21 protein-coding genes are annotated in these 23,405 nt (G+C 63.1%); 11 read left to right on the top strand and 10 right to left on the bottom strand.

Going from position 1 to position 23,405, the window contains the following annotated elements:
• Positions 1 to 50: 50 nt before the first annotated feature.
• Complete coding sequence (locus tag AB2B41_RS07795; protein WP_367877200.1) at positions 51 to 272, bottom strand: hypothetical protein; 222 nt, start codon at positions 270 to 272, stop codon at positions 51 to 53.
• A 444-nt stretch (positions 273 to 716) separates the two neighbouring features.
• Here AB2B41_RS07795 and AB2B41_RS07790 point away from each other — a divergent pair, with 444 nt between their 5' ends.
• Complete coding sequence (locus AB2B41_RS07790) at positions 717 to 1,766, top strand: acetoacetate decarboxylase family protein (protein WP_367877199.1); 1,050 nt, start codon at positions 717 to 719, stop codon at positions 1,764 to 1,766.
• A gap of 16 nt (positions 1,767 to 1,782) precedes the next feature.
• Here AB2B41_RS07790 and AB2B41_RS07785 read toward each other — a convergent pair whose 3' ends face one another.
• Positions 1,783 to 2,424, bottom strand: a complete 642-nt coding sequence (locus tag AB2B41_RS07785) for a hypothetical protein (RefSeq protein WP_367877198.1) — start codon at positions 2,422 to 2,424, stop codon at positions 1,783 to 1,785.
• Between the two features lie 95 nt (positions 2,425 to 2,519).
• Here AB2B41_RS07785 and AB2B41_RS07780 point away from each other — a divergent pair, with 95 nt between their 5' ends.
• Complete coding sequence (locus AB2B41_RS07780) at positions 2,520 to 3,524, top strand: hypothetical protein (RefSeq protein ID WP_367877197.1); 1,005 nt, start codon at positions 2,520 to 2,522, stop codon at positions 3,522 to 3,524.
• Between the two features lie 6 nt (positions 3,525 to 3,530).
• On the opposite strand, the gene AB2B41_RS07775 is transcribed toward AB2B41_RS07780, so the two are convergent.
• On the bottom strand, positions 3,531 to 4,124 hold the full coding sequence (locus tag AB2B41_RS07775; protein WP_367877196.1) for a hypothetical protein: 594 nt from the start codon (positions 4,122 to 4,124) through the stop codon (positions 3,531 to 3,533).
• A 245-nt stretch (positions 4,125 to 4,369) separates the two neighbouring features.
• Here AB2B41_RS07775 and AB2B41_RS07770 point away from each other — a divergent pair, with 245 nt between their 5' ends.
• Together AB2B41_RS07770 and AB2B41_RS07765 are read left to right on the top strand one after the other, a co-directional pair.
• Positions 4,370 to 5,659, top strand: a complete 1,290-nt coding sequence (locus AB2B41_RS07770; protein WP_367877195.1) for an O-acetylhomoserine aminocarboxypropyltransferase/cysteine synthase family protein — start codon at positions 4,370 to 4,372, stop codon at positions 5,657 to 5,659.
• 162 nt (positions 5,660 to 5,821) lie between these two features.
• Positions 5,822 to 8,341: a hypothetical protein gene (locus AB2B41_RS07765; RefSeq protein WP_367877194.1), complete on the top strand. Its 2,520-nt coding sequence runs from the start codon at positions 5,822 to 5,824 to the stop codon at positions 8,339 to 8,341.
• A 61-nt stretch (positions 8,342 to 8,402) separates the two neighbouring features.
• On the opposite strand, the gene hppD is transcribed toward AB2B41_RS07765, so the two are convergent.
• Positions 8,403 to 9,500, bottom strand: a complete 1,098-nt coding sequence (gene hppD, locus AB2B41_RS07760; RefSeq protein WP_367877193.1) for a 4-hydroxyphenylpyruvate dioxygenase — start codon at positions 9,498 to 9,500, stop codon at positions 8,403 to 8,405.
• A gap of 146 nt (positions 9,501 to 9,646) precedes the next feature.
• On the opposite strand from hppD, the gene AB2B41_RS07755 reads away from it, so the two are divergent.
• Both AB2B41_RS07755 and AB2B41_RS07750 read left to right on the top strand, forming a co-directional pair.
• On the top strand, positions 9,647 to 10,102 hold the full coding sequence (locus AB2B41_RS07755) for an Lrp/AsnC family transcriptional regulator (RefSeq protein ID WP_367877192.1): 456 nt from the start codon (positions 9,647 to 9,649) through the stop codon (positions 10,100 to 10,102).
• A gap of 30 nt (positions 10,103 to 10,132) precedes the next feature.
• Positions 10,133 to 12,052 (top strand): cation:proton antiporter domain-containing protein, encoded by a 1,920-nt coding sequence (locus tag AB2B41_RS07750; RefSeq protein ID WP_367877191.1) that lies wholly within the window; start codon positions 10,133 to 10,135, stop codon positions 12,050 to 12,052.
• A gap of 36 nt (positions 12,053 to 12,088) precedes the next feature.
• On the opposite strand, the gene cobT is transcribed toward AB2B41_RS07750, so the two are convergent.
• Positions 12,089 to 13,102 (bottom strand): nicotinate-nucleotide--dimethylbenzimidazole phosphoribosyltransferase, encoded by a 1,014-nt coding sequence (gene cobT, locus AB2B41_RS07745; protein WP_367877210.1) that lies wholly within the window; start codon positions 13,100 to 13,102, stop codon positions 12,089 to 12,091.
• 80 nt (positions 13,103 to 13,182) lie between these two features.
• On the opposite strand from cobT, the gene AB2B41_RS07740 reads away from it, so the two are divergent.
• Positions 13,183 to 13,971: an adenosylcobinamide-GDP ribazoletransferase gene (locus AB2B41_RS07740; RefSeq protein WP_367877190.1), complete on the top strand. Its 789-nt coding sequence runs from the start codon at positions 13,183 to 13,185 to the stop codon at positions 13,969 to 13,971.
• Between the two features lie 55 nt (positions 13,972 to 14,026).
• Here the strand turns inward: AB2B41_RS07740 and AB2B41_RS07735 are convergent, their stop codons facing one another.
• From AB2B41_RS07735 to AB2B41_RS07715, 5 genes are all read right to left on the bottom strand, one after another.
• Positions 14,027 to 14,539 carry a CarD family transcriptional regulator gene (locus tag AB2B41_RS07735; RefSeq protein WP_367877189.1) on the bottom strand — a complete coding sequence of 171 codons (513 nt, stop codon included), beginning with the start codon at positions 14,537 to 14,539 and terminating at the stop codon, positions 14,027 to 14,029.
• Between the two features lie 311 nt (positions 14,540 to 14,850).
• Positions 14,851 to 15,186 (bottom strand): ferredoxin FdxA, encoded by a 336-nt coding sequence (gene fdxA, locus AB2B41_RS07730; protein ID WP_367877188.1) that lies wholly within the window; start codon positions 15,184 to 15,186, stop codon positions 14,851 to 14,853.
• Between the two features lie 51 nt (positions 15,187 to 15,237).
• A complete protein-coding gene (locus AB2B41_RS07725; protein WP_367877187.1) occupies positions 15,238 to 15,624 on the bottom strand; it encodes an RNA-binding S4 domain-containing protein in 387 nt (128 codons plus the stop codon).
• Positions 15,625 to 18,603 (bottom strand): helicase-related protein, encoded by a 2,979-nt coding sequence (locus AB2B41_RS07720; RefSeq protein WP_367877186.1) that lies wholly within the window; start codon positions 18,601 to 18,603, stop codon positions 15,625 to 15,627.
• A gap of 12 nt (positions 18,604 to 18,615) precedes the next feature.
• Positions 18,616 to 19,173: a tetratricopeptide repeat protein gene (locus AB2B41_RS07715; protein WP_367877185.1), complete on the bottom strand. Its 558-nt coding sequence runs from the start codon at positions 19,171 to 19,173 to the stop codon at positions 18,616 to 18,618.
• 75 nt (positions 19,174 to 19,248) lie between these two features.
• Here AB2B41_RS07715 and AB2B41_RS07710 point away from each other — a divergent pair, with 75 nt between their 5' ends.
• From AB2B41_RS07710 to AB2B41_RS07695, 4 genes are read left to right on the top strand one after another with little or no spacing between them, the layout of a single operon-like run.
• Complete coding sequence (locus AB2B41_RS07710; RefSeq protein ID WP_367877184.1) at positions 19,249 to 19,539, top strand: SCP2 sterol-binding domain-containing protein; 291 nt, start codon at positions 19,249 to 19,251, stop codon at positions 19,537 to 19,539.
• On the top strand, positions 19,539 to 20,486 hold the full coding sequence (locus AB2B41_RS07705; protein WP_367877183.1) for an alpha/beta fold hydrolase: 948 nt from the start codon (positions 19,539 to 19,541) through the stop codon (positions 20,484 to 20,486). The genes AB2B41_RS07710 and AB2B41_RS07705 overlap by 1 nt, the downstream gene beginning before the upstream one ends.
• Positions 20,487 to 20,539: 53 nt before the next feature.
• A complete protein-coding gene (locus AB2B41_RS07700) occupies positions 20,540 to 21,553 on the top strand; it encodes a ligase-associated DNA damage response exonuclease (protein WP_367877182.1) in 1,014 nt (337 codons plus the stop codon).
• Positions 21,550 to 23,148, top strand: a complete 1,599-nt coding sequence (locus tag AB2B41_RS07695) for an ATP-dependent DNA ligase (protein ID WP_367877181.1) — start codon at positions 21,550 to 21,552, stop codon at positions 23,146 to 23,148. Before AB2B41_RS07700 ends, AB2B41_RS07695 begins: the two co-directional genes overlap by 4 nt.
• Positions 23,149 to 23,405 lie beyond the last annotated feature (257 nt).

Here is a 23,405-nt window from a genome sequence, read left to right as displayed (position 1 = left end):
ACACTGCCCCATCACCGATCTTCGCCAAGCCCGGTGATGGGGCATCAATATCAGATCAGAGATACAGAAGGCTCAGGGAAAAACACCAGATCCGCGAGGGTGCTGTCCTGGGCGAGGTTAAAGAAGATGCCGTCGATGTCACCGACGGGCTGCGTCGGATGGGCGGAAGAGACAGTCACGAAAAGCGTTCCGGTTGTCGTCTCGGAAACGGTGACATTGACCTGCGGATCGCATCCAAGCGTGATCGTGACCGGGGGGCTTGCGTTTGACATAGGGAACTCCGGGAGCCTTCAAAGATGTCCCATCGGTAGGCGAGCGCCGCATTTTCGTCTTCAAAAAACCGTCAAATCACATCAATCGGAAACAGTCCCGGTCAAGGAATAGAATTGAAGCAGAAAGCCGTTTCCCCGATCAAGCCAATCCACCCTTGGTAACCGCATTGTTGAAATGGCTGGGTAACAGGTGTCGAAAATGTGGCACGGCGATTCGGCCTGCAGCCCCATGCGCGGCTTGATGTCCCGACAAGGGAACACGACCCTGCACGAAGGAAGACACCATTAAATCAATGATAATTCCGTGCCAGTGCTGCTCACTCTCCCTCTCTTGCCACAGCCCCTCGCTGGTTTGAATCCCTCTTCCGTGCTATCCTGCGTCCGCTGGACAAAGGCCCTGTTCCGACCGTCTCTCACATCGCCTTTGCCGTGAAGCGAGGAGACATGGCGCAAACCCACAACGAAGCGACGAACCGACAGGGCGACGCCGGATGTGGCTGCGATCCGGCAAATCTCGTTCCCGACCTGACCGGCACACGCTCCGTTCCACCCTTTGTTGCCACCGGCGTGCGGATGCTGTCCTTTCCTGTTGCGGCCTCCTTGTTCAAGCTCACGGCACTTTGCGACCGGTACCTCAATGCACCCGATCCGGCCTCGCCCGACTGGCGTCCGCTGACCTCCATGGTCTATGTGCAGGTCCTGCAATACGACCGTCTCGTGTCGGAACCCTATGCCCAATTCGGCTTCATCCGGCAGAACGAACTGCTCTTCCAGATCCCGATCATCTCACCCTTCAAGGCGACCGAGCCGAAGGTCGGCTTCTTTTCCCCTTACCTCGTGGTCGACAACCCCGTCTCACTGACCGTTGGGCGCGAGGTCTTCGGCTTTGCCAAGACCTTCGGGGGCTTCCAGATCACCGACAGTGACATCAGCGTCACGAACTGGCTAACCCCCACCCAGGACGCTAACGCGCAACTTGCCGAACATCCGCTGCTCGGCCAACCCGCCTATGCGCGCAGCACCGCCTTTCTCACCCTGGACGAAAAGCCAGATGTCACCTGGCCCTACGGCCCGATTCGGCGGCTGTTTCGCAAGGAGGACGGCCGCGGCACGGACGTGGGCGATGAGGAACCGCCGTTCGAACTGGACGAAGTCGCCTGGCGGCACCTCTTCGACAGCTCCGACATGCCCATCGTATTCTCGGAAATGGCGACCGAGACGCTGAAGCAGATCGACAGCACAACGGTCCTGGCCCCCGCGCCCGAGCAAGCGGCCTACCAGGCACGGATTTCGGCGACGTCGCGCACGACAGCAATTGCCGGAACCGGACACGTCGTCTCAGGCCCCTTGACGGTGCACCGCTACGACCCCCTCGATCTCGTTGACAGTTTCGGGATGCAAACCTTTCTGGGCAAGGTTCCGGTCTGGCACCCCTACTGGATCGACCTTGACTTCAGGATCGACGACACGACGCTGTTGACCTGCCACTGCTGAGCATCTGGCAGGTCGGTCACGGGATCAGCACATTCCCCCGCTCGAAGCGGCCAACATCCATACTGAGGTCATCGTAGACGATCTGGATGGTGATGGTTTCGACCGAACCGGGCTGGAAGGTCAGCACCGGCAGACCGTCATCCTCCAGCACCGCATTGGGGGTGGTGAACTGCTCATGGCAGGGCGGCAGCGGCCAGTTCTGCATGGCCTCGTCATTGACCGAGATCGCCATTGCCTTCAGCCCGCAACGCCAGCTCCAGACATGCGTGACATAGAGCCAGTCCTTGCCATCGTACTCGCGCACCGCGACCCAGTTGCCCTTTGTGGCGCTGAGGATTGGCTTCACTTCGGCGGCGGTGGTGAACTTGCCGCTGGGGGTTTGCGGCTCGGCGACCAGCCCCGCAGGAACGACTGACATGTTGAAGCCATTGTCCTGTGCCCCCGCCCCGGTCGCATTTCCCCCGATCACGACGCCCTGCCCCACGGTGACGTTATCCGGCGCGATCTGTACCGTGGCGGAACCGGCGGTCGCCGTACCTTCCTGCGCTGGCGCCACAACGGCAGGCGGCTGTGCCAATGCCAGTTCCTGCGTGTCGCCCGAAGGCGCAGGCGCCCCGTTCATGCCCGCGGCCAACATGGCAAAGAAAATATCCAACATCGGTTGTCCCCCTCAAAACGTCAGCTCAAATGCCGTCTTTTGCGAATATGCATTCGCCCCTATAGTTGCCGAAAAAAGCAGGGCGCAGAGCAGTTATGGCACGCAAACGGGCAAGCTCGCAAACATTCAACGTGGCCGTCGTCGGCCAGCAAGGCCGCCTTGCCTACGAGGCGCTGATCTTTGCCGCCTCGCTGCGCCATTGCACACCTGAGTTCAAAGGGCGGCTCATCGTCGCTGAACCGCAGGCCGGGCCGCAGTGGGAACATGATCCGACCATCAAGAACGGCGATATCCGTACGGCTCTTGAAAGCCTTGGCGCCGAAATCGTGCCGTTCGAGAACAATTTCTTCGGTGAATCCTATCCCTACGGCAACAAGATCGAAATGCTGAAGGTTCTGCCCAAGGACGAACCCTTTGTCTTTTTCGATACCGACACGCTGATCACCGGCGATCTGCAATCGGTGCCCTTCGACTTCAACAAACCAACCGCCTCGATGCGCCGTGAAGGAACCTGGCCCGAACCGCAGCTCTACGGTCCCGGCTACACGGGCCTGTGGAAATCGCTCTACGACAAGTTCGAACTCGATTTCGAAAGCAGCCTCGATCTCAGCCAGCCGGACGAATACTGGAAGCGTTATCTCTATTTCAACGCGGGCTTTTTCTTTTTCCGCTGCCCGCGCGAATTCGGGGCGAAATTCCTGCACTACGCGCTGGCGATCCGCGACAACCCACCGGTGGAGCTATGTGCGCAGAGTTTTGATCCCTGGCTCGACCAGATCGCTTTGCCGCTGACCATCCATGCCCTCGGTGGTGGTCGCGACACGCTGCCCGACGGGCTGATCGACGGCGAGATCAGCTGCCACTACCGCTTCCTGCCGCTGCTCTACGCGCGGGAAAGCGACCGGGCTATCGAAGTGCTGGAAACGGTGACCGCACCCAACAAGCTCAAGAAGGTGCTCAAAGGGTCGAACGCGATCAAGCGCATGGTCTACCAGGGGCGCGGCCGCAAGGTACGAGCGCTCTTCGATCAGGATCACCTGCCCCGGAGGGAGCAGGCGATCCGAAATGTCATCAAGAAGAACGGCTTCTGGATCCGCTGACCACCGTCAGGCGGGCTTTTCCAGCAAGGTGTAGGTCGTGATGATCGCATCCGAGACCTGTGCGCGAGCGATCTTGCCGGTTTCCTCGTTGCGCTTGCTGCGCGCGCCGACGGCCTTCTTGATCACCCGACCGATCTGCTGGTTCAGCGATACCCGTTGACGCTCGCCGATCCGCGTGCCCTCGGCTTCCCTGCCGCCCAGCGCACATTCGTAGTGCTTGACGAACTCCGCGTCCTTTTCGGCCTCTTTCACGACCGTCAGGATGAAGTGCTCGTCGAACTTGCCGGCCTTGTCCAGCTTGCGCGCGGTCTCGAGCGCGTGGGTGATCACGTGACGCTTGCCTGCCAACCGCAACGCCAGCGGGTCATCCTTGGGCGCGGCCTCGATCACATGCGTCTCGATAAGCTTCTGCATGTAGTGGGTGAGGTTCATTTCCTCGGACTTCGCCTGCGCGCTCATGAAACGGTGCACGGCGGGTTCGAGCGTGAAGGTCACGGTCAACGCCTTGGCCAGCGCTTCCTTGCGCGCCTGACGGTCGACCGGGCGCTTGCCCTTTTCAGTGCCTGATTTCGCGGGTGTGATTTTTTCGATTTTTCCCATTTGATGGCCTCCTGCCTCTCAACATACTTTGCATGTATGCGAATGCGCTTTCTCAGTCAACATACATTTGATGTATGCTGAGCGCTTGCACTTGCGATATAAGAACTGCGTTCCGCCAACGCCGCTCGCCCCCCGGCGGATGCCCGTTCATCCCAGCGGCCGGCAACGTTGCGTCTCTTGTCTGCTCCACACCATTCCCTTAACGATTGGCGCAACCCATTTGCGGGACCAACAAGGAGACACCCATGAGCGACCACACCTACGGTTTCGACACGCTGCAGATCCATGCAGGTGCCCGGCCCGACCCGGCGACAGGTGCGCGGCAAACCCCGATCTACCAAACCACGGCCTACGTGTTCCGCGATGCCGATCACGCTGCGGCCCTCTTCAACCTCCAGGAAGTGGGCTACATCTACTCCCGTCTGACCAACCCCACGGTTGCCGTGCTGCAGGAACGTATCGCGACGCTCGAGGGCGGTGTCGGTGCCGTCTGCTGCTCCTCCGGTCACGCCGCACAGATCATGGCGCTGTTCCCGCTGATGGGACCCGGCAAGAACATCGTCGCCTCCACGCGTCTCTATGGCGGCACCGTCACGCAGTTCAGCCAGACGATCAAGCGCTTCGGCTGGGAGTGCAAGTTCGTCGATTTCGACGATCTGGACGCGGTGAAGGCGGCCATCGACGACGACACCCGCGCCGTCTTTGGTGAGGCCATCGCGAACCCGGGCGGCTACATCATGGACGTGCGCGCCATCGCCGACATCGCCGATGCCGCCGAAATCCCGCTGATCATCGACAACACTTCAGCCACCCCCTATCTCTGCCGTCCCATCGAACACGGCGCCACGCTGGTGGTGCATTCAACCACGAAATACCTCACCGGTAATGGCACGGTGACCGGCGGTTGCGTTGTGGATTCGGGAAAGTTCGACTGGTCCGCGAACGACAAGTTCCCCTCCCTCAGTCAGCCGGAACCGGCCTATCACGGGCTGAAGTTCCACGAGACCTTCGGCAACCTTGCCTATACCTTCCACGGCATCGCCATCGGTCTGCGCGACCTCGGCATGACGATGAACCCGCAGGCGGCGCATTATACGCTGATGGGGATCGAGACGCTGTCGCTGCGCATGGACCGCCATGTCGAGAACGCCAGGAAGGTCGCCGAATGGCTGGAAAAAGACGACCGCATCGAGAAAGTTACCTATGCCGGGCTGAAATCCTCCCCCTACTATGATCGGGTCAAGAAAGTATGCCCGCGCGGAGCGGGCGCGCTTTTCACCATATCGGTAAAGGGCGGCTACGAGGCCTGCGTGAAGCTCGTCAATGCGCTGGAAATCTTCAGCCACGTCGCAAACCTCGGCGACGCGCGTTCGCTGGTGATCCACTCCGCCTCGACCACCCACCGCCAGCTTTCCGCCGAACAGCAGGAGGCCGCGGGCGCGGGTCCGAACGTCGTCCGCCTTTCCATCGGGATCGAGGACGCGGACGACCTGATTGCCGACCTCGACCAGGCACTCAGCAAGGCCTCCAGCTGACCCCGGCAACGTCTATGCCTGCCCCGATTTGCCGCAGGTTGACCAACCAGCAGAGCCGCCGCCATCCTGTGGCGGCTCTTTCCTTGGGCGGGGTCACGCGCTATTCTTTTACGTTAGGGCGATATGATATGAAAAGCCCACGCCCGTGTTAAAGTCGTAGTGATGAAACCCAGTTTTGCCCTCTCGCTCTCGTTCGACGGAATCCGGCTGTTGTACCGGGCCGCAGGCGGGTGGCGCGTGGTGGGCGAAGTGTCGCTCGATAGCCCCGACATGTCCGCCGAGCTGGAGGTACTCCGCAAGACCGCCGCCGCGCTTGAGCCGGGGGGCGTGCGCTCTAAGCTGCTGCTGCCAAACGATCAGATCAAGTACCTCAGCATCGAGACCCCGGGCCTTGACGAAGATGCCCGCAGACAGGCGGCACGCGACGCGCTTGACGGGGCCACACCCTATGCGGTTGCCGATCTGTCCTTTGACATCAGCGCCGAGGGCGATCTCACCCATATCGCTGCCGTAGCGAAAGAGACCTTGGCCGAAGCCGAGGCATTCGCCGTCGAACACCGTTTTCAGCCCGTAAGCTTTGCAGCCGTGCCCGGCGATCAGCCCTATCTGGGCGAGCCGTTCTTTGGGCAGACGCAGGGTGCTGCGAAATTTCTCGAACCGGGCGAAAGCGTGGAGCCGGACGGTATCGCCGTCGTGGTGATCGGCGAGATCCGGAAACCGGTCCCGACTGCTGGCGACGCGCAGGAGCCCGCGGTTGCCGAGCCGGAAGAGGAAAACTCAGGCGACCAGGAAACGCCCACTGAGGATATATCACTGCAGGAGGAAGAACCCCCTGAAGCCAAGACCGGGAAGGCGGCAGCTGCAGCCGCCCGCAAAGCTCCGGAAACCGGCGTCAAGGTCACCGAAGCCGTGACAGCCGAAACGCCCGAAAAAGCGCCCGCTCTGCCGCCCCTGCGCAGCCGCGCGCCCGAAGAAAAGCCCGACGATCAATCCGCCCCGCCCGCCATCGGCTTTGCCAGCCGCCGCGCGCCAGACCGGCGCAAATCCCCCTCACTCGGTGGTGTGCAGCGCGAGGCCCCTCCCCCCGCGACCGAAGTCCCGGCCTTCCCCGACCTGACGACGCCCGGGGCAAACGGGATCGCCGCGGCCGAGATCGTCATCGAGCCCGACAGCGCGTCCCTCAATCCGCCGCCCGAAAAGGAACCGCGCAGCGGTTTCCTGAGCCGCCGCAAGACGAAGGAGCCCCGCCAGCCCGGCGGGAAGGTCATCAGCGCCCCCCCGGCCCCCGCGCTTGTCGATGACGGGCATACCGAACAGGAGCGCATGACCATCTTCGGCGCGCGCAAGTCCGCCGTTGGCGGCAAGCCGCGCTTCCTGGGACTGATCCTGACGGCGGTACTGCTGATCTTCCTTGCAGGCGTTGCTGCCTGGGCCTCGGTGTTCCTGGACGACGGGTTCAAGCTCTCGCGCCTCTTCGGCGCCCGCGAACCGGAGGTTGTCGAGGTCGAGCCCGAGGCCGCGCCAAGCCTTCCGGAAGCGATCCAGCAGGCCCCGGAAATGGTGCAGCCCGAAGCGGAAGTCATCACAGCCTCGCTCGAGCCTACGCTGACGGAGGAAGACGCGGCGGTCCTCGATGCGCTGCGCGAGCCCGCGCAACCGATCCCGCCCCGGGAGTTGAGCGAGCAGGAAATGGAAGCGGCCTATGCCGCAACGGGTATCTGGCCCCGCGCGCCGGAAGCGCCGCCCGAACCGGCAAACCTCGTCGATATCGAAGACCTCTACCTCACCGGGATCGACCCGGTGAGCACGGCTTCGGACGCGATCGCCCTGCCCGATCCGCAGGCTTTCGCGACAGACGAGGTCCTGGCCGCCGTCGCCTCGCCACCAGCTGCGGGAACGGCCTTCGACCTTGACGCAGAGGGCCTTGTCACTCCCACGGCACAGGGCGCGCTCAGCCCCGATGGTTACACGGTATTTCTCGGCGCCCCGCCCCTGAAACCGCCTGCCACGCCCACGCGGTTTCAGTCTGAACCGCAGGACACCGTGATCCGCTCCGCGCTCGCGGCCTTCCGGCCTGAATCTCGGCCCACTGACCTTGTCGAAAACACCGAACGCGCGCAGCTTGACGGCCTGACCCGATCCGAGCTGGCCGCACTGCGTCCCGTCCTGCGTCCCCAATCCCTGCAACAGGAGGCCGAGGCGCAGAGCGCTTCTCTTGCCGCCATCGACACCGACGAAGCGGTCGAAACCGCCCTGCAAACCCCCTCCGCTTTCGAGAGCCCCACGCGCTACGCCATCGCCGCCTCGATCCGGCCCGACACCCGCCCCCGCAATTTCGCGCGCATTGTCCAAAACGCCCAGAAGAGCACCGAGAATGAAGAGGTGCGCGTCGCCAGCGCCGCCGCCGTGGCCCCGCGCACGGTCCAGCCCAAGATCCCCTCCACCGCGAATGTCGCGAAACAGGCCACTGTCAAGAACGCGATCAACCTGCGTCAGATCAACCTGATCGGCGTCTACGGGAAACCCTCCAACCGCCGTGCCCTCGTCCGGCTCAGCAACGGGCGCTATCAGAAGGTCGTCGTCGGGGACCGGATCGACGGCGGCCGTGTATCCGCCATCGGCGACAACGAGTTGCGCTATACCAAGCGCGGCCGTGACCTGGTGCTGAGGATGCCCAGATGAAAACGCCGCGGCCCATGGGACCGCGGCGCTCTTGCTCCAGAGGCGGATAAATCCGGATCGCTCAGGACGCTTCCTTCAATTCACCATTGTTGATCTGCTCCTGCTCGATGCTTTCGAACAGCGCCTTGAAGTTGCCCTCGCCAAAGCCGTCATCGCCCTTGCGCTCGATGAATTCGAAGAAGATCGGGCCGATCACGGTTTTCGAGAATATCTGCAGCAAGATGCGCGTCTCGCCCCCGTCCACGACCCCTTCGCCGTCGATCAGGATGCCATGCTTCTTCATTCGCTCCAGCGGCTCCTCGTGGCCGACGACGCGCTCGCGGCTCTGCTCGTAATAGGTGTCATTCGGCCCCGGCATGAACATCAGCCCGTTCTCGGCAATCGCATCCGTCGCGTCATAGATGTCGCGCGCGCCCACTGCGATGTGCTGAATGCCCTCGCCCTTGTATTTCTTGAGGTAGGCCACGATCTGACCCTTCTCATCCCGGTCCTCGTTGATCGGGATGCGGATGCGTCCGCAGGGCGAGGTCAGCGCGCGGCTGGTCAACCCGGTGTATTTGCCGGAGATGTCGAAGAAGCGGATTTCACGAAAATTGAACAGATCGCCGTAGAACTTGAACCAGACGTCCATGTTGCCCTTGTAGACGTTGTGCGTCAGGTGATCGAGGTAGTAGAAGCCCACGCCTTCGGGCTTGGACTGCGCGATCCAGTCGTATTCCCAGTTGTAGGGCGAAGTGTCGTAGTACTGGTCGACGAAATAGATCAGCGACCCGCCGATACCCTTGATCGCCGGCACGTCCAGAACCTTGCCGTCGCCGGTGTATTCCTCGGCCCCGTGGGCCACAGCATGCTCCAGCGCGTGCTGCGCATTGACCACGCGCCACCCCATCGAGGGCGCGCAGGGCCCGTGCTCTTCCACGAAGCGGGCGGCAAAGCTATCGGGATCGGCGTTCAGTACGTAGGTGATATCACCCTGCTGCCAGAGCTCGATCTGCTGTGTCTTGTGGTTGGCGACGTGGGCATAGCCCATCCGAGTAAAGAGATCGCGCAACTCCTGCGGGTTGGGGCTGGCGAATTCCACGAATTCAAAGCCGTCCGTTCCCGCGGGGTTCTCTGCGGTGATCTTCGATTTCGGGGCGTCATGCGGGAAGGGACCCATGGAATGTCTCCTTTTGAGGCAAGTTATGCTTTCGTGATCAACATATGCGCAATTCACCGCTCAAACTGCGCATTCTTGATCTCGGGCGGTTGAATCTTTGGCCGCTTTGCGCATCTTGCAGCCAAATCATGCGAGTTTTACGCACCATGCTGGATGATACAGACCTCAGACTCCTCACCGCGCTGCAGAAAGACGCCCATCTTACCGCGCAGGAACTGGGCGAGCGGCTGAACCTTTCCGCCTCACAGGCGGGCCGCAGGCGCCAGCGGCTCGAGGCCGAGGGATACATCCGCGGCTATACCGCGCGGCTCGACCCGCTCAAGCTGGGGTTGAATGTACAGGGTTTCGTGCAGGTCCATCTGTCCACGCACGGGCCGGAATACTCGCGCAGCTTCGGACAGCTGCTTGCCAGCCGACAAGAGATCGTGAGCGCGTGGACAATGACCGGCGATGCGGATTATCTTCTACGCGTATATTGCGAAGATTTGCCCAGCCTGAATCGCCTGATCCACGAAGTCTTGCTGCCCCATCCGGCGGTGGCCCGTGTCCACAGCCAGATCGTGATGGATCAGCTCAAGAGTGATGGGCCGCTGCCCACCTGACCGCGCCTCCGGACGCCCGAAAGGAACCCAATGGAAGGTTTTCTGTTTCAAGCCACCATCTATCTCGCCGCCGCGGTCATCGCGGTACCTATCGCCTCGCGGCTAGGGTTGGGGTCAGTGTTGGGATACCTCGCTGCGGGCATTCTGATCGGCCCCATGCTGGGGCTGGTGGGGTCCGAGACGAAGGACCTGCAGCATTTCGCGGAATTCGGCGTGGTGATGATGCTGTTCCTCATCGGGCTGGAGCTGGAACCACGTGCGCTCTGGGATATGCGCCACAAGCTCTTCGGCTTGGGCGGGCTGCAGATCGCCCTGTCGACAGCGGCGCTGATGGGTATCGCCATGGCCTATGACCAGCCCTGGAACGTGGCGCTTGCCGTGGGCCTGACGCTGGCGCTGTCCTCGACCGCCATCGTGCTGCAGACCCTCTCGGAAAAGAACCTGATGCAGACTAACGGCGGGCGGTCGGTCTTCTCGGTGCTGCTGACGCAGGACATCGCGGTCATCCCGATCCTCGCCTTCCTGCCGCTGCTGGCCATCCAGACCATGGGTGGCTTCATGCCCGACGGTTCGATCTCCGTAGACCCCGATGCGGTGACCAAGGCCCATGAGGGTGGCGACGGGCATCACGCCCCTGCCGCCGTGGAAGGTGCGCGGCATTTCATCGAAAGCCTGCCGGGATGGGGCATCACGCTGGTCACCCTCGGGGCGGTCGCGCTGATCATCGTGGTCGGGGTGTTCTTTACCCGCCCCGTTTTCCGCTTCATCCACTCCGCCAACCTGCGCGAGATGTATACCGCCATCGCCCTGCTGATCGTCGTCGGCATCTCCTTCCTGATGATCCTCGTGGGCCTCTCGCCCGCGCTCGGCGCCTTTCTTGCCGGCGTCGTGCTGGCCAGCTCCGAATTCCGCCACGAGCTGGAAACCGACCTCGAACCCTTCAAGGGCCTGCTGCTGGGTCTTTTCTTCATCACCGTGGGCGCGGGGATCAATTTCGAGCTGCTCTTTGCCGATACGATCATCATCCTCGGCATGGCGCTTCTGGTGATCATCGTGAAGGGGCTCATCCTCTTCGCCCTCGGCTACGCTTTCAAGCTCCGCGGCCGGGACAAATGGCTCTTCGCCCTCGGCCTCGCCCAGGCCGGGGAATTCGGTTTCGTGCTGGTCAGCTTCTCGGTTGCGACCGCCGTCATGCCGAACACCGTGGCCGAAACCCTGCTTCTCGTGATCGCGCTCTCGATGTTGATCACGCCCCTGCTCTTCATCATCTACGAGATCATCAGCAAGCGGCACGAGGAAAACCACGGCCCCATTGTCCCCGACGACATCGACGAGGAAGGCCCGGTCATCATCGCGGGCATCGGGCGGTTCGGCCAGATCGTCAACCGGCTGGTGCAGGCAAGCGGCTTTCAGACCGTGGTGCTCGACCACAATCCCGAGACAATCGCGGTGATGCGCCGCTTTGGCTACAAGGCCTACCTGGGTGATCCGACGCGTCCCGACATCCTGCGCAAGGCAGGGCTCAACGATGCGCGTGTGCTCGTGGTGGCCCTGGACGACCAGAAATCCGCGCTGGAGCTTATCGCCTACGCCCGCAAGCAGCGGCCGGACCTGCATATCATCTCCCGTGCCCACGACCGCACCGATGTCTACCGCCAGTATCAGGCGGGGTCGGACGACATCGTGCGCGAGATGTTCGACAGCTCCCTGCGCGCGGGCCGCTACGTGCTGGAAAACCTGGGTCTGTCGGAGTTTGAGGCACACGAGGCCGAGCGAATGTTCTACGACCACGACCGCATGTCGGTACGGGAACTGGCATTGCTCTGGCGCCCGGACGTGGAACCCTCGGCCAACAAGGCCTACGTGGAGCGCGCCAAGGAACTGCAGAAAGACCTCGAGACGGCCTTCCTGAACCGCGGCGAACCCGAGGAAGAAAAGAAACGCGCGTGAAGACGGAGGGCGTCAGTCCGCGCCCGCCACCTCAGTTTATCCTTCGCTCACACCGGCCTGCGCGAAAGTCGCCATGCCCGCGTGGCAGGCCATAGCGCCCTTCAACACCGCGATGGCGAGCGCCCCGCCCGACGCCTCCCCCAGCCGCATCCCCAACTGCAGGAGCGGTGCCTTGCCAAGCGCCTCCAGCATGCGTGCATGCCCACCTTCGGGGCTCAGATGCCCGGCAACCGCGTGATCGAGCGCCCCGGCCTGCGTATGCTCCAGACAAAGTGCCGCCGCGGTGCAGATATAGCCATCGAGGATCACCGGGATGCGCAGGCTGCGTGCCCGGGCGATCGCTCCCACCATCGCCACCAATTCCCGCCCGCCAAGCCGGCGCAGGGTCTCCAGACCGTCGCCCTGTCCGCCGTGCAGGGCGACACCCTCGGCGACAACCTCGGTCTTGAGCACCAGACCGGCATCATCCACACCGGTCCCCCGGCCCGTCCAGTCCGCCGCCTCACCACCAAGCAGGGCGCAGGACAATGCCGCCGCTGCCGTCGTGTTCGCAATGCCCATCTCTCCGACAACCAGCAGATCGGCTTCAGCCTTGACCGCTGACCAGCCGGACTGCAGCGCGGCAACGCATTCGTCCTCGTCCATTGCCGGGCCTGCGGTGAAATCCCGAGTGGGCCGGTCGAGGTCGAGCGCGACAACGTCAAGCGTGGCACCATTGGCCCGCGCGATCTGGTTGATCGCCGCACCACCATGTTGAAAATTCAGCACCATCTGCGTGGTCACCTCGGCCGGAAAGGCAGATACCCCGCGCGCGGCCACCCCATGATTGCCGGCGAAAACGATCACCTGCGGTGCGGCGATCTCGGCGTTTTCGCCGCCGCGCCAGCTGCGGTACCACAGGGCAAGGTCCTCCAGCCGCCCAAGGGCGCCCGGCGGCTTGGTCAGTTGCATATTGTGATCCGCAGCGGCATCCAGCACGTGCTGATCGGCGCCGGGTTGCGCGGCCAGCAGGGCGCGGAAATCCGAGAGGGTAGAGAAATCTTGGGTCATGGACATGCTCGACGTCTTCGTTAAGTTGCCCCTGTCTAGCCGCCGCATCCCGGCACCGAAAGAGGCCGAGAGGCAGAAAAATGACCGGAAACGACATCGCCGTGCCCGCCTTTCGCCCCCGCCCCAGGGACCTGCTGATCGCGCTGGCACTGCTGACGCGATGGCCGCTGCCGGACAAGGCCTTCAGCCCCAAAGATTCGCGCCCTGCCGCCCATGCCGCCTGGGCCTATCCGCTGGCCGGGCTCGCGGTCGCCGTCCCATCGGCTACGGCCGCCTGGCTTGCCCTCGCTGCGGGGCTTTCACCCTCGATTGCCGCGCTCTTGCTTCTGGTGACGGGTGTCTTTCTCTCTGGCGCGATGCACGAAGACGGGCTTGCCGATTGCGCAGACGGCTTCTGGGGCGGCTGGAACAGGGAACGGCGGCTCGAAATCATGAAGGACAGCCAGATCGGCACCTACGGCGTGCTCGCGCTCATCACATCCTTCGGCCTGCGGTGGAACGCGCTTACCACGCTGATTGCGGGGGAAGTCTTCTTCGTGGCGATCCTCGGGGCGGCGATCATTTCGCGCGCGGCAATGGTCGCGGTGATGCACGCCCTGCCCCATGCGCGCAGCAGCGGGCTTTCCCGGCAGACCGGACAGCCGCCACGTAACGCGGCACTCTTGGCCGGTGCGCTGGGACTGATCGCAGCGGTCACTTTGACGCCCGCAGATCTTCTCCCGATCATCCTGACCGTGCTCCTTGCCACCTTCGCCGTGGCGCTGATCGCCCGCGCCAAGATACGGGGCCAGACCGGCGACGTCCTTGGTGCGACGCAGCAGGTGGTCGAGATCGCCGTGCTGCTGGCCTGCGTCGCCAGCCTGCCCTAACGAAAAACGCCGCCTTCCGGAGAAGGCGGCGCGGTACCTGGATAAGATCGTTGACTCAGGCCGCGATACGGCTTTCCAGCACGTCCCCAACCTGCTTGGCCGCCGCGATTTCATCGCCACCACTGACAGCCGCGACTTCGCGGGTCAGACGCTCAAGGGCCGCTTCGTAAAGCTGCCGCTCGGAATAGCTTTGCTCGCGCTGATCGTCGGTGCGGTGCAGGTCGCGCACGACTTCGGCGATGGCAATGAGGTCACCGGAATTGATCTTCTGCTCATATTCCTGCGCGCGGCGGGACCACATGGCGCGCTTGACCTTGGCCTTGCCCTTCAGGGTCTTCATCGCGTGGTCGATCACGTCGGGGCTCGACAGCGCGCGCATCCCGATCTCCGTCGCCTTGTGCGTGGGCACACGCAGGGTCATCTTGTCTTTCTCGAAGGCAATCACGAACAGCTCCAGCGAAATGCCGGCGACTTCCTGCTCCTCGATCGAGATGATCTGGCCCACGCCATGCGCGGGGTAAACTACGAACTCGTTAGGGCGGAAATCATGCTTCTTCGACTTACTCATGTACAGGCTCCTATGGGCGCGGGCGGACCCGCAAGAAAGGCGTAAGCAATATCAGACACGCAAAAGACGCATCCGGGCGGCGCAAGGGCGCGCGTCAGGGTGCGTTCTGTTCAGGTTTTTCAGGTCAACCGCAGCAGCTGGGTCGAACTTGTCATACGTCTGTTGCTGAATGTTGTTACGTTACGCATTGGAGATATCATAGCACAAAAACAAGGCATTCGGAAGGCAGGTCAAAAACACTGCCCGATTTTCATCGAAACGCCTGTTACCGAGGGTTTTCGTTGGTCTATCGGGACAATCCGTGTTGCGAATCAGCCGCCTTCGCCCGGCTTCTCCGAGAAGAATTCCATCTTCCCTTCCTTGCCGTCCATCTCCTCCGCCGTCGGCAGCGGGTCCTTCTTGGTGATGATCACCGGCCACAGCTCGGAATATTTCCGGTTGAACTCGACCCATTTTTCCATGCCCGGCTCAGTGTCCGGACGGATCGCGTCTGCGGGGCATTCCGGTTCGCACACGCCGCAGTCGATGCACTCATCGGGATGGATGACCAGCATGTTCTCGCCCTCGTAGAAACAGTCGACCGGACATACCTCGACGCAGTCGGTGTATTTGCAGGCGATGCAGGCGTCGTTGACGATGTAGGTCATGGAGCGGTCTCTGTCAGCTGTGCGTGCCGTTTGCTAAACCGGGGGGCGAGATCATTCAAGATGCCGCGCCTTCGAAATATCGAGACTGCGACGATCCTTCTTCGTGGGGCGGCCTTTTCCGTCAAACTTCGGATTTGCGGTCTGTCTGTCCTCGGATTTCGGCTTTGGCGGGGACAAATCGGTGTAAAGCGCCTGCGCTTCGGGCGCGGGTCCGCGCCGCTCACCCAGCGCGTCGATCTGGATCACGCGAATATGATCGCCCTGGGCAAAGGTCAGCACGTCCCCGACGGCGACCATGCTGGACGGTTTGTGGCTGATTGTCCCGTTGATCCGCACCCCGTCTGCCTTGGCCCGGCCCGCTGCCAGCGTTCTTGTCTTGAAGAACCGCGCGTGCCAAAGCCATTTGTCCACGCGCAGTTTTTCAGACACGTCAGACACTTATTTCGTGTCCTTCAACCCCATCAGCGCGGCTGCGAAGGGATTGTCCGGGTCGATCCGTTTTTCCTTCTTGGGTGGACGCGCCGTGAACTGCTGGGGCTTGTTGCCCCTGTCCCCGCGCGGGCCACCCTTCTTGCCCTTGCCCTGCGGCGTGCCCTTGCCGCGCGGCTTGTCTGCGCCGCGCCGCTGGTTCTGGTTCTGGTTGGCACGCGGCGGACGGCCCCAGGTGAAGGTATAGAACACCTCCATCTCGGCGTCGCCCACCCCGGCATCCGGTGCCGTGCCGGGCAGGATTTCCTCAGCGGGCGTCTCGGCAATCTCTGGCGCGACTTCCGGTGTTTCGGCAGGTTCGGCTGCAACGGGCGCGATGCCCTCGTCGGGCATCTGAGCGACTGGCTCGGGTGCCGCTTCGGTCCCTTCGCCCGGAACCGACTGTTCCGTAATCCCGCCCTCGGGCCGTTCGGCGGCCACGTCCATGACCGGCTTGTCGGGCGCGTCTCCTTCGGCGGCGTCCAATGCGGCTTTTTCCGGTACCAATGTATCCGCCGACGGCTCCATCATCTTGTGGCTACCGTCTTTCGGCGTCACCTCGTCCACCGGCTTGGCCTTGACCCTCTCGCCCTTTTCGGCGCGGTAGCCAAGGCCCGCCATCAAATCCGCGAACTGCTCAAGCGTCATGCCCGTGATGGACAGCATGTCCGCCTTCGCCTCGAAACCACCGCGCGAATCCTCACCCCGCAGCATGTCGGCCAATCGCTCGAGCATGTCGATCCGGATCGCACGGCTGCCCGCGTTGCGGTAGCCCGACATGGTGTCCGCCCCTTCGGGCGCATCCTTTTCCACCGGGATCGTCACAAGCCCGGGCGGAGGCGCTTCAGGAAACTCCCCCAATCCCTTGGAAAGAGACCACAAAACCAGTCGCATCCGCGTCGGCGCTGGTTTCAGCAGAAGCGGCATGAAGATCGTGAACTGACCAAAACGGATCCCGTGCTTGCGCAGCGCGCCGCGTGCATCCTGATCCAGCGCCTTGACGTCATCGGCCACCTTGGCGCGGGGAATGATCCCGAAGTTCTCGACCATCTGGAAGGCAAAGCCGCGCGCCAGACCGGTCAACGACTCGTCCCGCGACAGCCCGATCAGCGGCTCGAAAAGGGATGCGATCTTGCGGTCGATGAAATGCTGCAGCCGGCGTTCGACCTTTTGTGCCACCTCAGGCCCCGCTACATCGTCGACAAAGACCTGCACCTGCGGCTTCAACGGATCGGACCCCGCCACCAGCTTGCCCACGGCGGAAGAGCCCCACATCAGCCCGCCCTGCTCGGTAAAGTCGATCTCGGTATCCGGCGCGTTGTAGAAACGATCCGCGCGCAGGTGGAACTGCGGTGCCAGCGCCTGCAGGGCCGCCGACTTGATCGTCTTCTCCTCGGCCCCGCCGGCACCCTTGTCCGCCCGGAAACGGAACCCGTCCAGCTTGCCTACGAATTCGCCTTCAACGGTGACTTCACCGGTCTCGTTCACTTCGGCCACCATGGCCTCCTTCTGTCCTAGCCGGCGCAAAAGCACGGATGTGCGCCGGTCTACAAATCTCTGGGTCAGACGTTCGTGCAATGCGTCCGACAAGCGGTCTTCTACGACACGGGTGGCCCCGCGCCAATGGCTTTCATCCTTCGTCCAACCCTTGCGCTGCGCGACATAGGTCCATGTGCGGATATAAGCCAATCGTTTCGATAACGCGTCAATGTCACCATCGGTTCGGTCGATACGCTTGATTTGTCGCGCCAGCCAGTCGTCGGGGATGGTGCCGCGCTGATGCAGGTCGATGAAGATGCTTTCCAGCAGCGAAGCGTGTTCGGCATGGCTGATGCCCCGGAAATCGGGAATCCGGCAGACGTCCCACAACAGCTTGACCGACGGCCCGTCGGTACAGCGGGCGAATATCTCGTCCACCTGTCCCAGCGCCTTGAGCGCCCGCAGATCGTCCGCCTCGCGCGCCCGGACCAGACGGTCGTTGTCCGACTTCGCCTCCAGCGTCGAAATCAGCCGGTCGATGGAGCCGAATTGCAAGGCATGATTGCGCCAGTTGATTTTGTTGAGCGGGGTAAAGCTGTGATCCATGATCGCCCGCGCAACGCCATCGTCAAGCGCCGGGGCATCGCCGGTGACGCCGAAGGTACCGCTCTTGAAACCGCGACCCGCACGCCCCGCGATCTGCGCCAGCTCGTTGGGCGCCAGGGGCCGCATCCGCCGTCCGTCGAACTTCGACAGCGCGGAAAACGCCACGTGGTCCACGTCGAGGTTCAGACCCATCCCGATGGCGTCCGTCGCCACAAGATAATCCACCTCGCCGTTCTGATACATCGCCACCTGCGCATTGCGCGTGCGGGGTGAGAGCGCCCCCATCACCACCGCTGCCCCGCCCTTCTGGCGGCGGATCAGTTCTGCAATCGCATAGACGTTCTCGACCGAGAACCCGACGATGGCCGACCGGGGGCGCATCCGGCTGATTTTCTTCTGGCCCGAATAGACCAGTTCCGACATCCGCTCTCGCTTGATGAACTGCACGCCCGGCACCAGAGCGGCAATCGTGCCGCGCATCGTGTCGGAGCCCAGGAAATTCGTCTCGTGCAGCCCCCGCGCCCGGAGCAGACGGTCGGTGAACACATGCCCCCGCTCCGGATCGGCGCAAAGCTGTATCTCGTCGACCGCAACGAAATCGGCCCCCATCCCCTCAGGCATCGCCTCAACCGTGCAGACCCAGTACTGCGTGCGCGGCGGCACGATCCGCTCCTCGCCCGTGACCAGCGCCACCACCGACGGCCCGCGCAGCTGGACGATCCGGTCGTAAACCTCCCGCGCCAGAAGCCGCAGCGGCAGTCCGATGACCCCCGTCCGATGCCCCAGCATCCGTTCAATGGCGTAGGTGGTTTTTCCCGTGTTGGTCGGGCCCAGAATGGCCACGACCCGGCTGTCCTTCGACACTGCTGTCCCCGATCAGAGTTCGCGGCCGATGCCGTCGCGCTTGAGGCGGTCGAGCGCCTCGCGCGCATTTTCATGGTTGGGATGAAGTGCGAGCACCCTGCGATAGAGCTGTGCCGCCTTGCGCAGGTCTCCGAACTCCTGAAACATCACCCCTAGGCCAAAGATGGCGTCGAAATGATTGGGGTTCAGCGCCAGCGTCGTCTCAAGATCGTCCAGAGCGGGGCCATAAAGTTCGGCCCGGAAATAGGCCTCGGCCCGCGCGTGAAACCCTTCGGCGAATTGCGGCGCGTGATCGGTCAGCGCGGTCAGATGTTCGATGGCGGTGCCGAAATCCCCCTCCTCCATCGCGTCGCGCCCGCGCTTCAAGAGCAAATCCATCGAGGCAGAGCCCGACCGCGACCAGATCGCCTCGATCTCGGCCACCACGCGGGGCGCCTCGGCCTCGGTCGCGCTTTTCAACCTACCGAAGAGTTCGGGCGGCGCTGTTTCCGCCACACCTGTGCCGCATAGCAACACAATCGGGGCAAGTGCCGTAAGGTGACGTTTGAGGTTGACGGGTAAGATGCGCATAACACATGTCAATGTAACAGGCTGCCGCCGCATTTCCAGACGTGACCGGAGCCATTCAGCCAAAAAGGGCACGACATGAGCGATATTGTGAACCAAGCGGTAGCAGCACTGAACGAAAAGCTGAACGGCGCCGATTTCGACGGCACGGCCAAGTTCGATATCGAGGGCGAAGGCTCGGTGGTGATCGACAGCAGCGGCGCCCGCGCCTCCGACGAGGAAACCGACGTCACGCTCAGCGCCGATGCCGATACCTTCCAGGAAATCATGTCGGGCGAGACCAACCCCACCTCCGCCTTCATGACCGGCAAGCTGAAGGTCGACGGCGACATGGGCATGGCGATGAAGTTGGCCTCCGTCCTCGCCTGATGGACCTGACGCCGGCCCCTTTCTTTACCGATGTGCATCCCGGCCCCGATGGGGGCCAGGCACATTGGGCCGTCACCTCGGACGGCAAAAGGATCAGGGTCGGCCACTGGCCGCTTGAAGGTGCAAAGGGAACGGTCCTGCTGTTCCCCGGTCGCACCGAATATATCGAAAAATACGGGCACACTGCATCCGAACTCGCCGAGCGCGGCCTTGCCACGATCAGCATCGACTGGCGCGGCCAGGGTCTGGCCGACCGGCTGATCGACGACCCGCTCATCGGCCATGTGGAAGCTTTCTCCGACTACCAGAAGGACGTTGCGGCCCTTATGCGTGCCGCCCGCGCATTCGGCCTGCCGCGCCCGTACTTTCTGCTGGCCCATTCCATGGGCGGCTGCATCGGCCTGCGCGCCGTGATGGAAGGCCTGGGTGTTCAGGCCGCCGCCTTCACCGGACCCATGTGGGGCATCTACGTCAAGCCGCACCTGCGCCCCTTCGCCAAGGCGATGGCGACCATCATGCCAAAGGTCGGCAACGCCCATGGCCTGCCACCCGGCACGACCAAGGAACCCTACGTGCTGAGCGATCCTTTCGAGGACAACATGCTCACCACCGACCGGCAGATGTGGGACATGATGCGCGACCAGCTTGCCGCGCATCCAGAATTGTCGCTGGGCGGACCCAGTTTCGTGTGGCTGCGCGAGGCTTTCACGGAAACACAGCACCTTGCCGGACGTCCCGCCCCGAACCTGCCCGCTGTGACCTGGCTTGGCACCAGCGAACGCATCGTGAGCGTCCCCCCGATCCAGAAACGCATGGAAACCTGGAAAAGCAGTCGCCTCGAGATGGTCGCAGGCAGCGAACATGAGGTCCTGATGGAAGCCGAAGCCCTGCGCCGCCCGGTCATGGACGGCATCCAGAAACTCTTCCTGGGCAATGTGACCGGATAGGCACCGCCGCCCTTCCCCTTTGAAAGACGCGCAAGCGGCTTAGATCGTTCCGCATGGTACGCGATCCGGTCCTCACCTTCACTGACAAGGGCATCTATTGCCCCGCTGGCGATTTCCACATTGACCCCTGGCGCCCGGTGGACCGTGCGCTCATCACCCATGGCCATTCCGATCACGCACGCTGGGGCATGGGGACATATCTGGCCACAGATGGCACTTTACCGGTAATGCGGCACCGGCTTGGGGATATCTCGGCCGAAGGGATCGCATTTGGACAAGCGCGCCAGATCGGTGGCGCGACGGTTTCCTTCCATCCCGCTGGCCATGTGCCCGGATCTGCGCAAATCCGGGTCGAAGTCGCGGGCGAAGTCTGGGTGGTCTCAGGAGACTACAAGATCGTTGACGATGGGTTAACGGAACCCTTCGAGCCTGTGAAATGCCACCACTTCATCACAGAAAGCACCTTCGGCCTGCCGGTCTTCCGCTGGGCCCCGCAAGCGGATATCGCGGCAGAAATCAACAGCTGGTGGGCCGCCTGTGCATCGGCAGGAAAGACCGCGTTTCTAGGGGCTTACGCCCTTGGCAAGGCCCAGCGCCTGTTGTCCATGCTGGACCCCGACATCGGGCCCATCCTCACGCATGGGGCAATCGAGAACACCAACGCGGTGATGCGTGATCAGGGCATTCGCCTGCCCGACACGATCCATGCATCGCAAGACCTGAACCCGAAAGACCACCCCGGCGCTCTGGTCCTCGCCCCACCTTCCGCCCTGGGCAGCAAATGGGCCCGCAGATTCGGCCCGCAGGAAAGCGCTTTCGCCTCGGGCTGGATGGCCCTGCGCGGCATCCGCCGCCGCCGCGCGGGCGACCGTGGTTTCGTCATCTCCGACCACGCCGACTGGTCCGGCCTGCTCTGGGCCATTCGTGAGACGGAGGCGGAAAACATATACGTCACTCATGGTTACACGGACATCTTCACCCGCTATCTGAATGACAACGGCTGGAGCGCCCGGGTCGTCCCGACCCAGTTCGAAGGCGAAACCCTCGACCGGGAGGAAGAGGCATGAAGCGTTTCGCGACCCTCTTCAACGCCATCGACCAAAGCACCAGGACCACGGTCAAGGTCGCCGCCCTCGCCGCCTATTTCGCGGACGCGGAGGAAACCGACAAGCTCTGGACTGTCGCGCTTTTCTCCGGCCGCCGCCCCAAACGCGCCGTCACCACGACCCGCCTGCGCGAATGGGCCGCCGAGGTGGCGGGCATCCCCCTCTGGCTCTTCGAGGACAGCTATGCCATCGTCGGCGACCTGGCCGAAACCATCGCTCTCGTCCTGCCCCCCAACACCTCAGTGAAAGACCGCCCTCTCTCCCATTGGATCAATGACTTGCGCGCCCTCGCTAATGTGGATGAACCGGCACGCAAGACCTTCGTCCTCGATGCCTGGCAGCGCCTCGGTGGCACCGAGCGGTTCCTGTTCAACAAGCTGATCACCGGCGGCTTCCGCGTCGGCATCAGCCAGAAACTGATGACCCGCGCCCTGTCGCAGGCCACCGGCAAACCCGAACCGGAACTCGCCCACCGCCTGATGGGCAACTGGCACCCGGACGACGTCAGCTGGCACAGCCTGATTGAGGCCGAAGACGCCTCGGCCGACACCTCCCGCCCCTATCCGTTCTACCTCGCCTATGCGCTCGAGGACGCGCCCGACACCCTGGGAGATCCTTCCGAATGGCGGGCGGAATGGAAATGGGACGGCATCCGCGGCCAGCTGATCCTGCGCGACGGCGATTACCACGTCTGGTCCCGCGGCGAGGAACTGATGACCGACCGCTTCCCGGAACTAGCCCGGGCCATCGACCATATCCCCCCCGGCACCGTCCTCGACGGCGAACTGCTGGTCTGGCGGGCAGGCGCGGATAATCCCTGCTCTTTCAACGCGCTGCAGGCCCGCATCGGCCGCAAGACCGTGCCCAAGAAACTGCTCAGCGAAGCGCCCGTGATCCTGCACGCCTACGACCTGCTCGAATGTCAGGGCGAGGATATGCGCAACCAGCCCTTCGCCGACCGCCGCGCACGGCTTGAGGCTGCATGCGGCGATCTGCCCGCTGACGCACCCGTCCGGCTCTCACCGCAGCACGGTTTCACCTCCTGGGAAGAACTTGGCGAGCTGCGCGCCACCGCCCGCGACGAGAACGCCGAGGGCCTCATGCTCAAACGCGCCGACAGCCCCTATCTGGCAGGCCGCAAGAAGGGCGACTGGTGGAAATGGAAGCTCGACCCGCTCACCATCGACGCGGTGATGATCTACGCGCAATCGGGCTCGGGCCGCCGCGCGAACCTTTTTACCGACTTCACCTTCGCCGTCTGGAACGACAACGATCTTGTCCCCTTCACCAAGGCCTATTCCGGCCTCACAGACGCGGAATTCCGCGAAATCACCGCCTGGGTTCGCAAGAACACCCAGCAACGCTTCGGCCCCGTCCGCCAGGTCACACCGACCCACGTCTTCGAAATCGCCTTCGAGGGCATCCAGGCCTCGTCGCGCCACAAATCCGGCGTCGCTCTGCGCTTTCCCCGCATGAAACGCTGGCGCAAGGACAAACCCCTGCAAGAGGCCAACACTCTCGACGATCTCAAGGACATGCTCCGCACCTACGGCTGACCCCGCCAAATCCGCTGGTTTCGAAGCCGCCCTTGCGTGGGGACAGGCGGACATGAGGCGGGCCAATTGCCAAGCGGAATTGCCGAGGGGCGCCTTCAGCGGAGACGGCCATTCCGCTTGGGAAGCGGTCCGGCTCATGTCAGGCGGGCACCATGCAAGGGGGGCTCCGGAACCTCCGCTGGTTTTGGAGAGCTCGCAGCGCCGCCCCCGTCGAGGCCAACGACACACCCGGAATAGCCGCACCACCGGCGAAGAGC

The organism is Sulfitobacter sediminis (genome assembly GCF_040811725.1).
GTDB classification, from domain to species: domain Bacteria; phylum Pseudomonadota; class Alphaproteobacteria; order Rhodobacterales; family Rhodobacteraceae; genus Sulfitobacter; species Sulfitobacter sediminis.
This window is presented reverse-complemented; position numbering and strand designations above follow the sequence as displayed.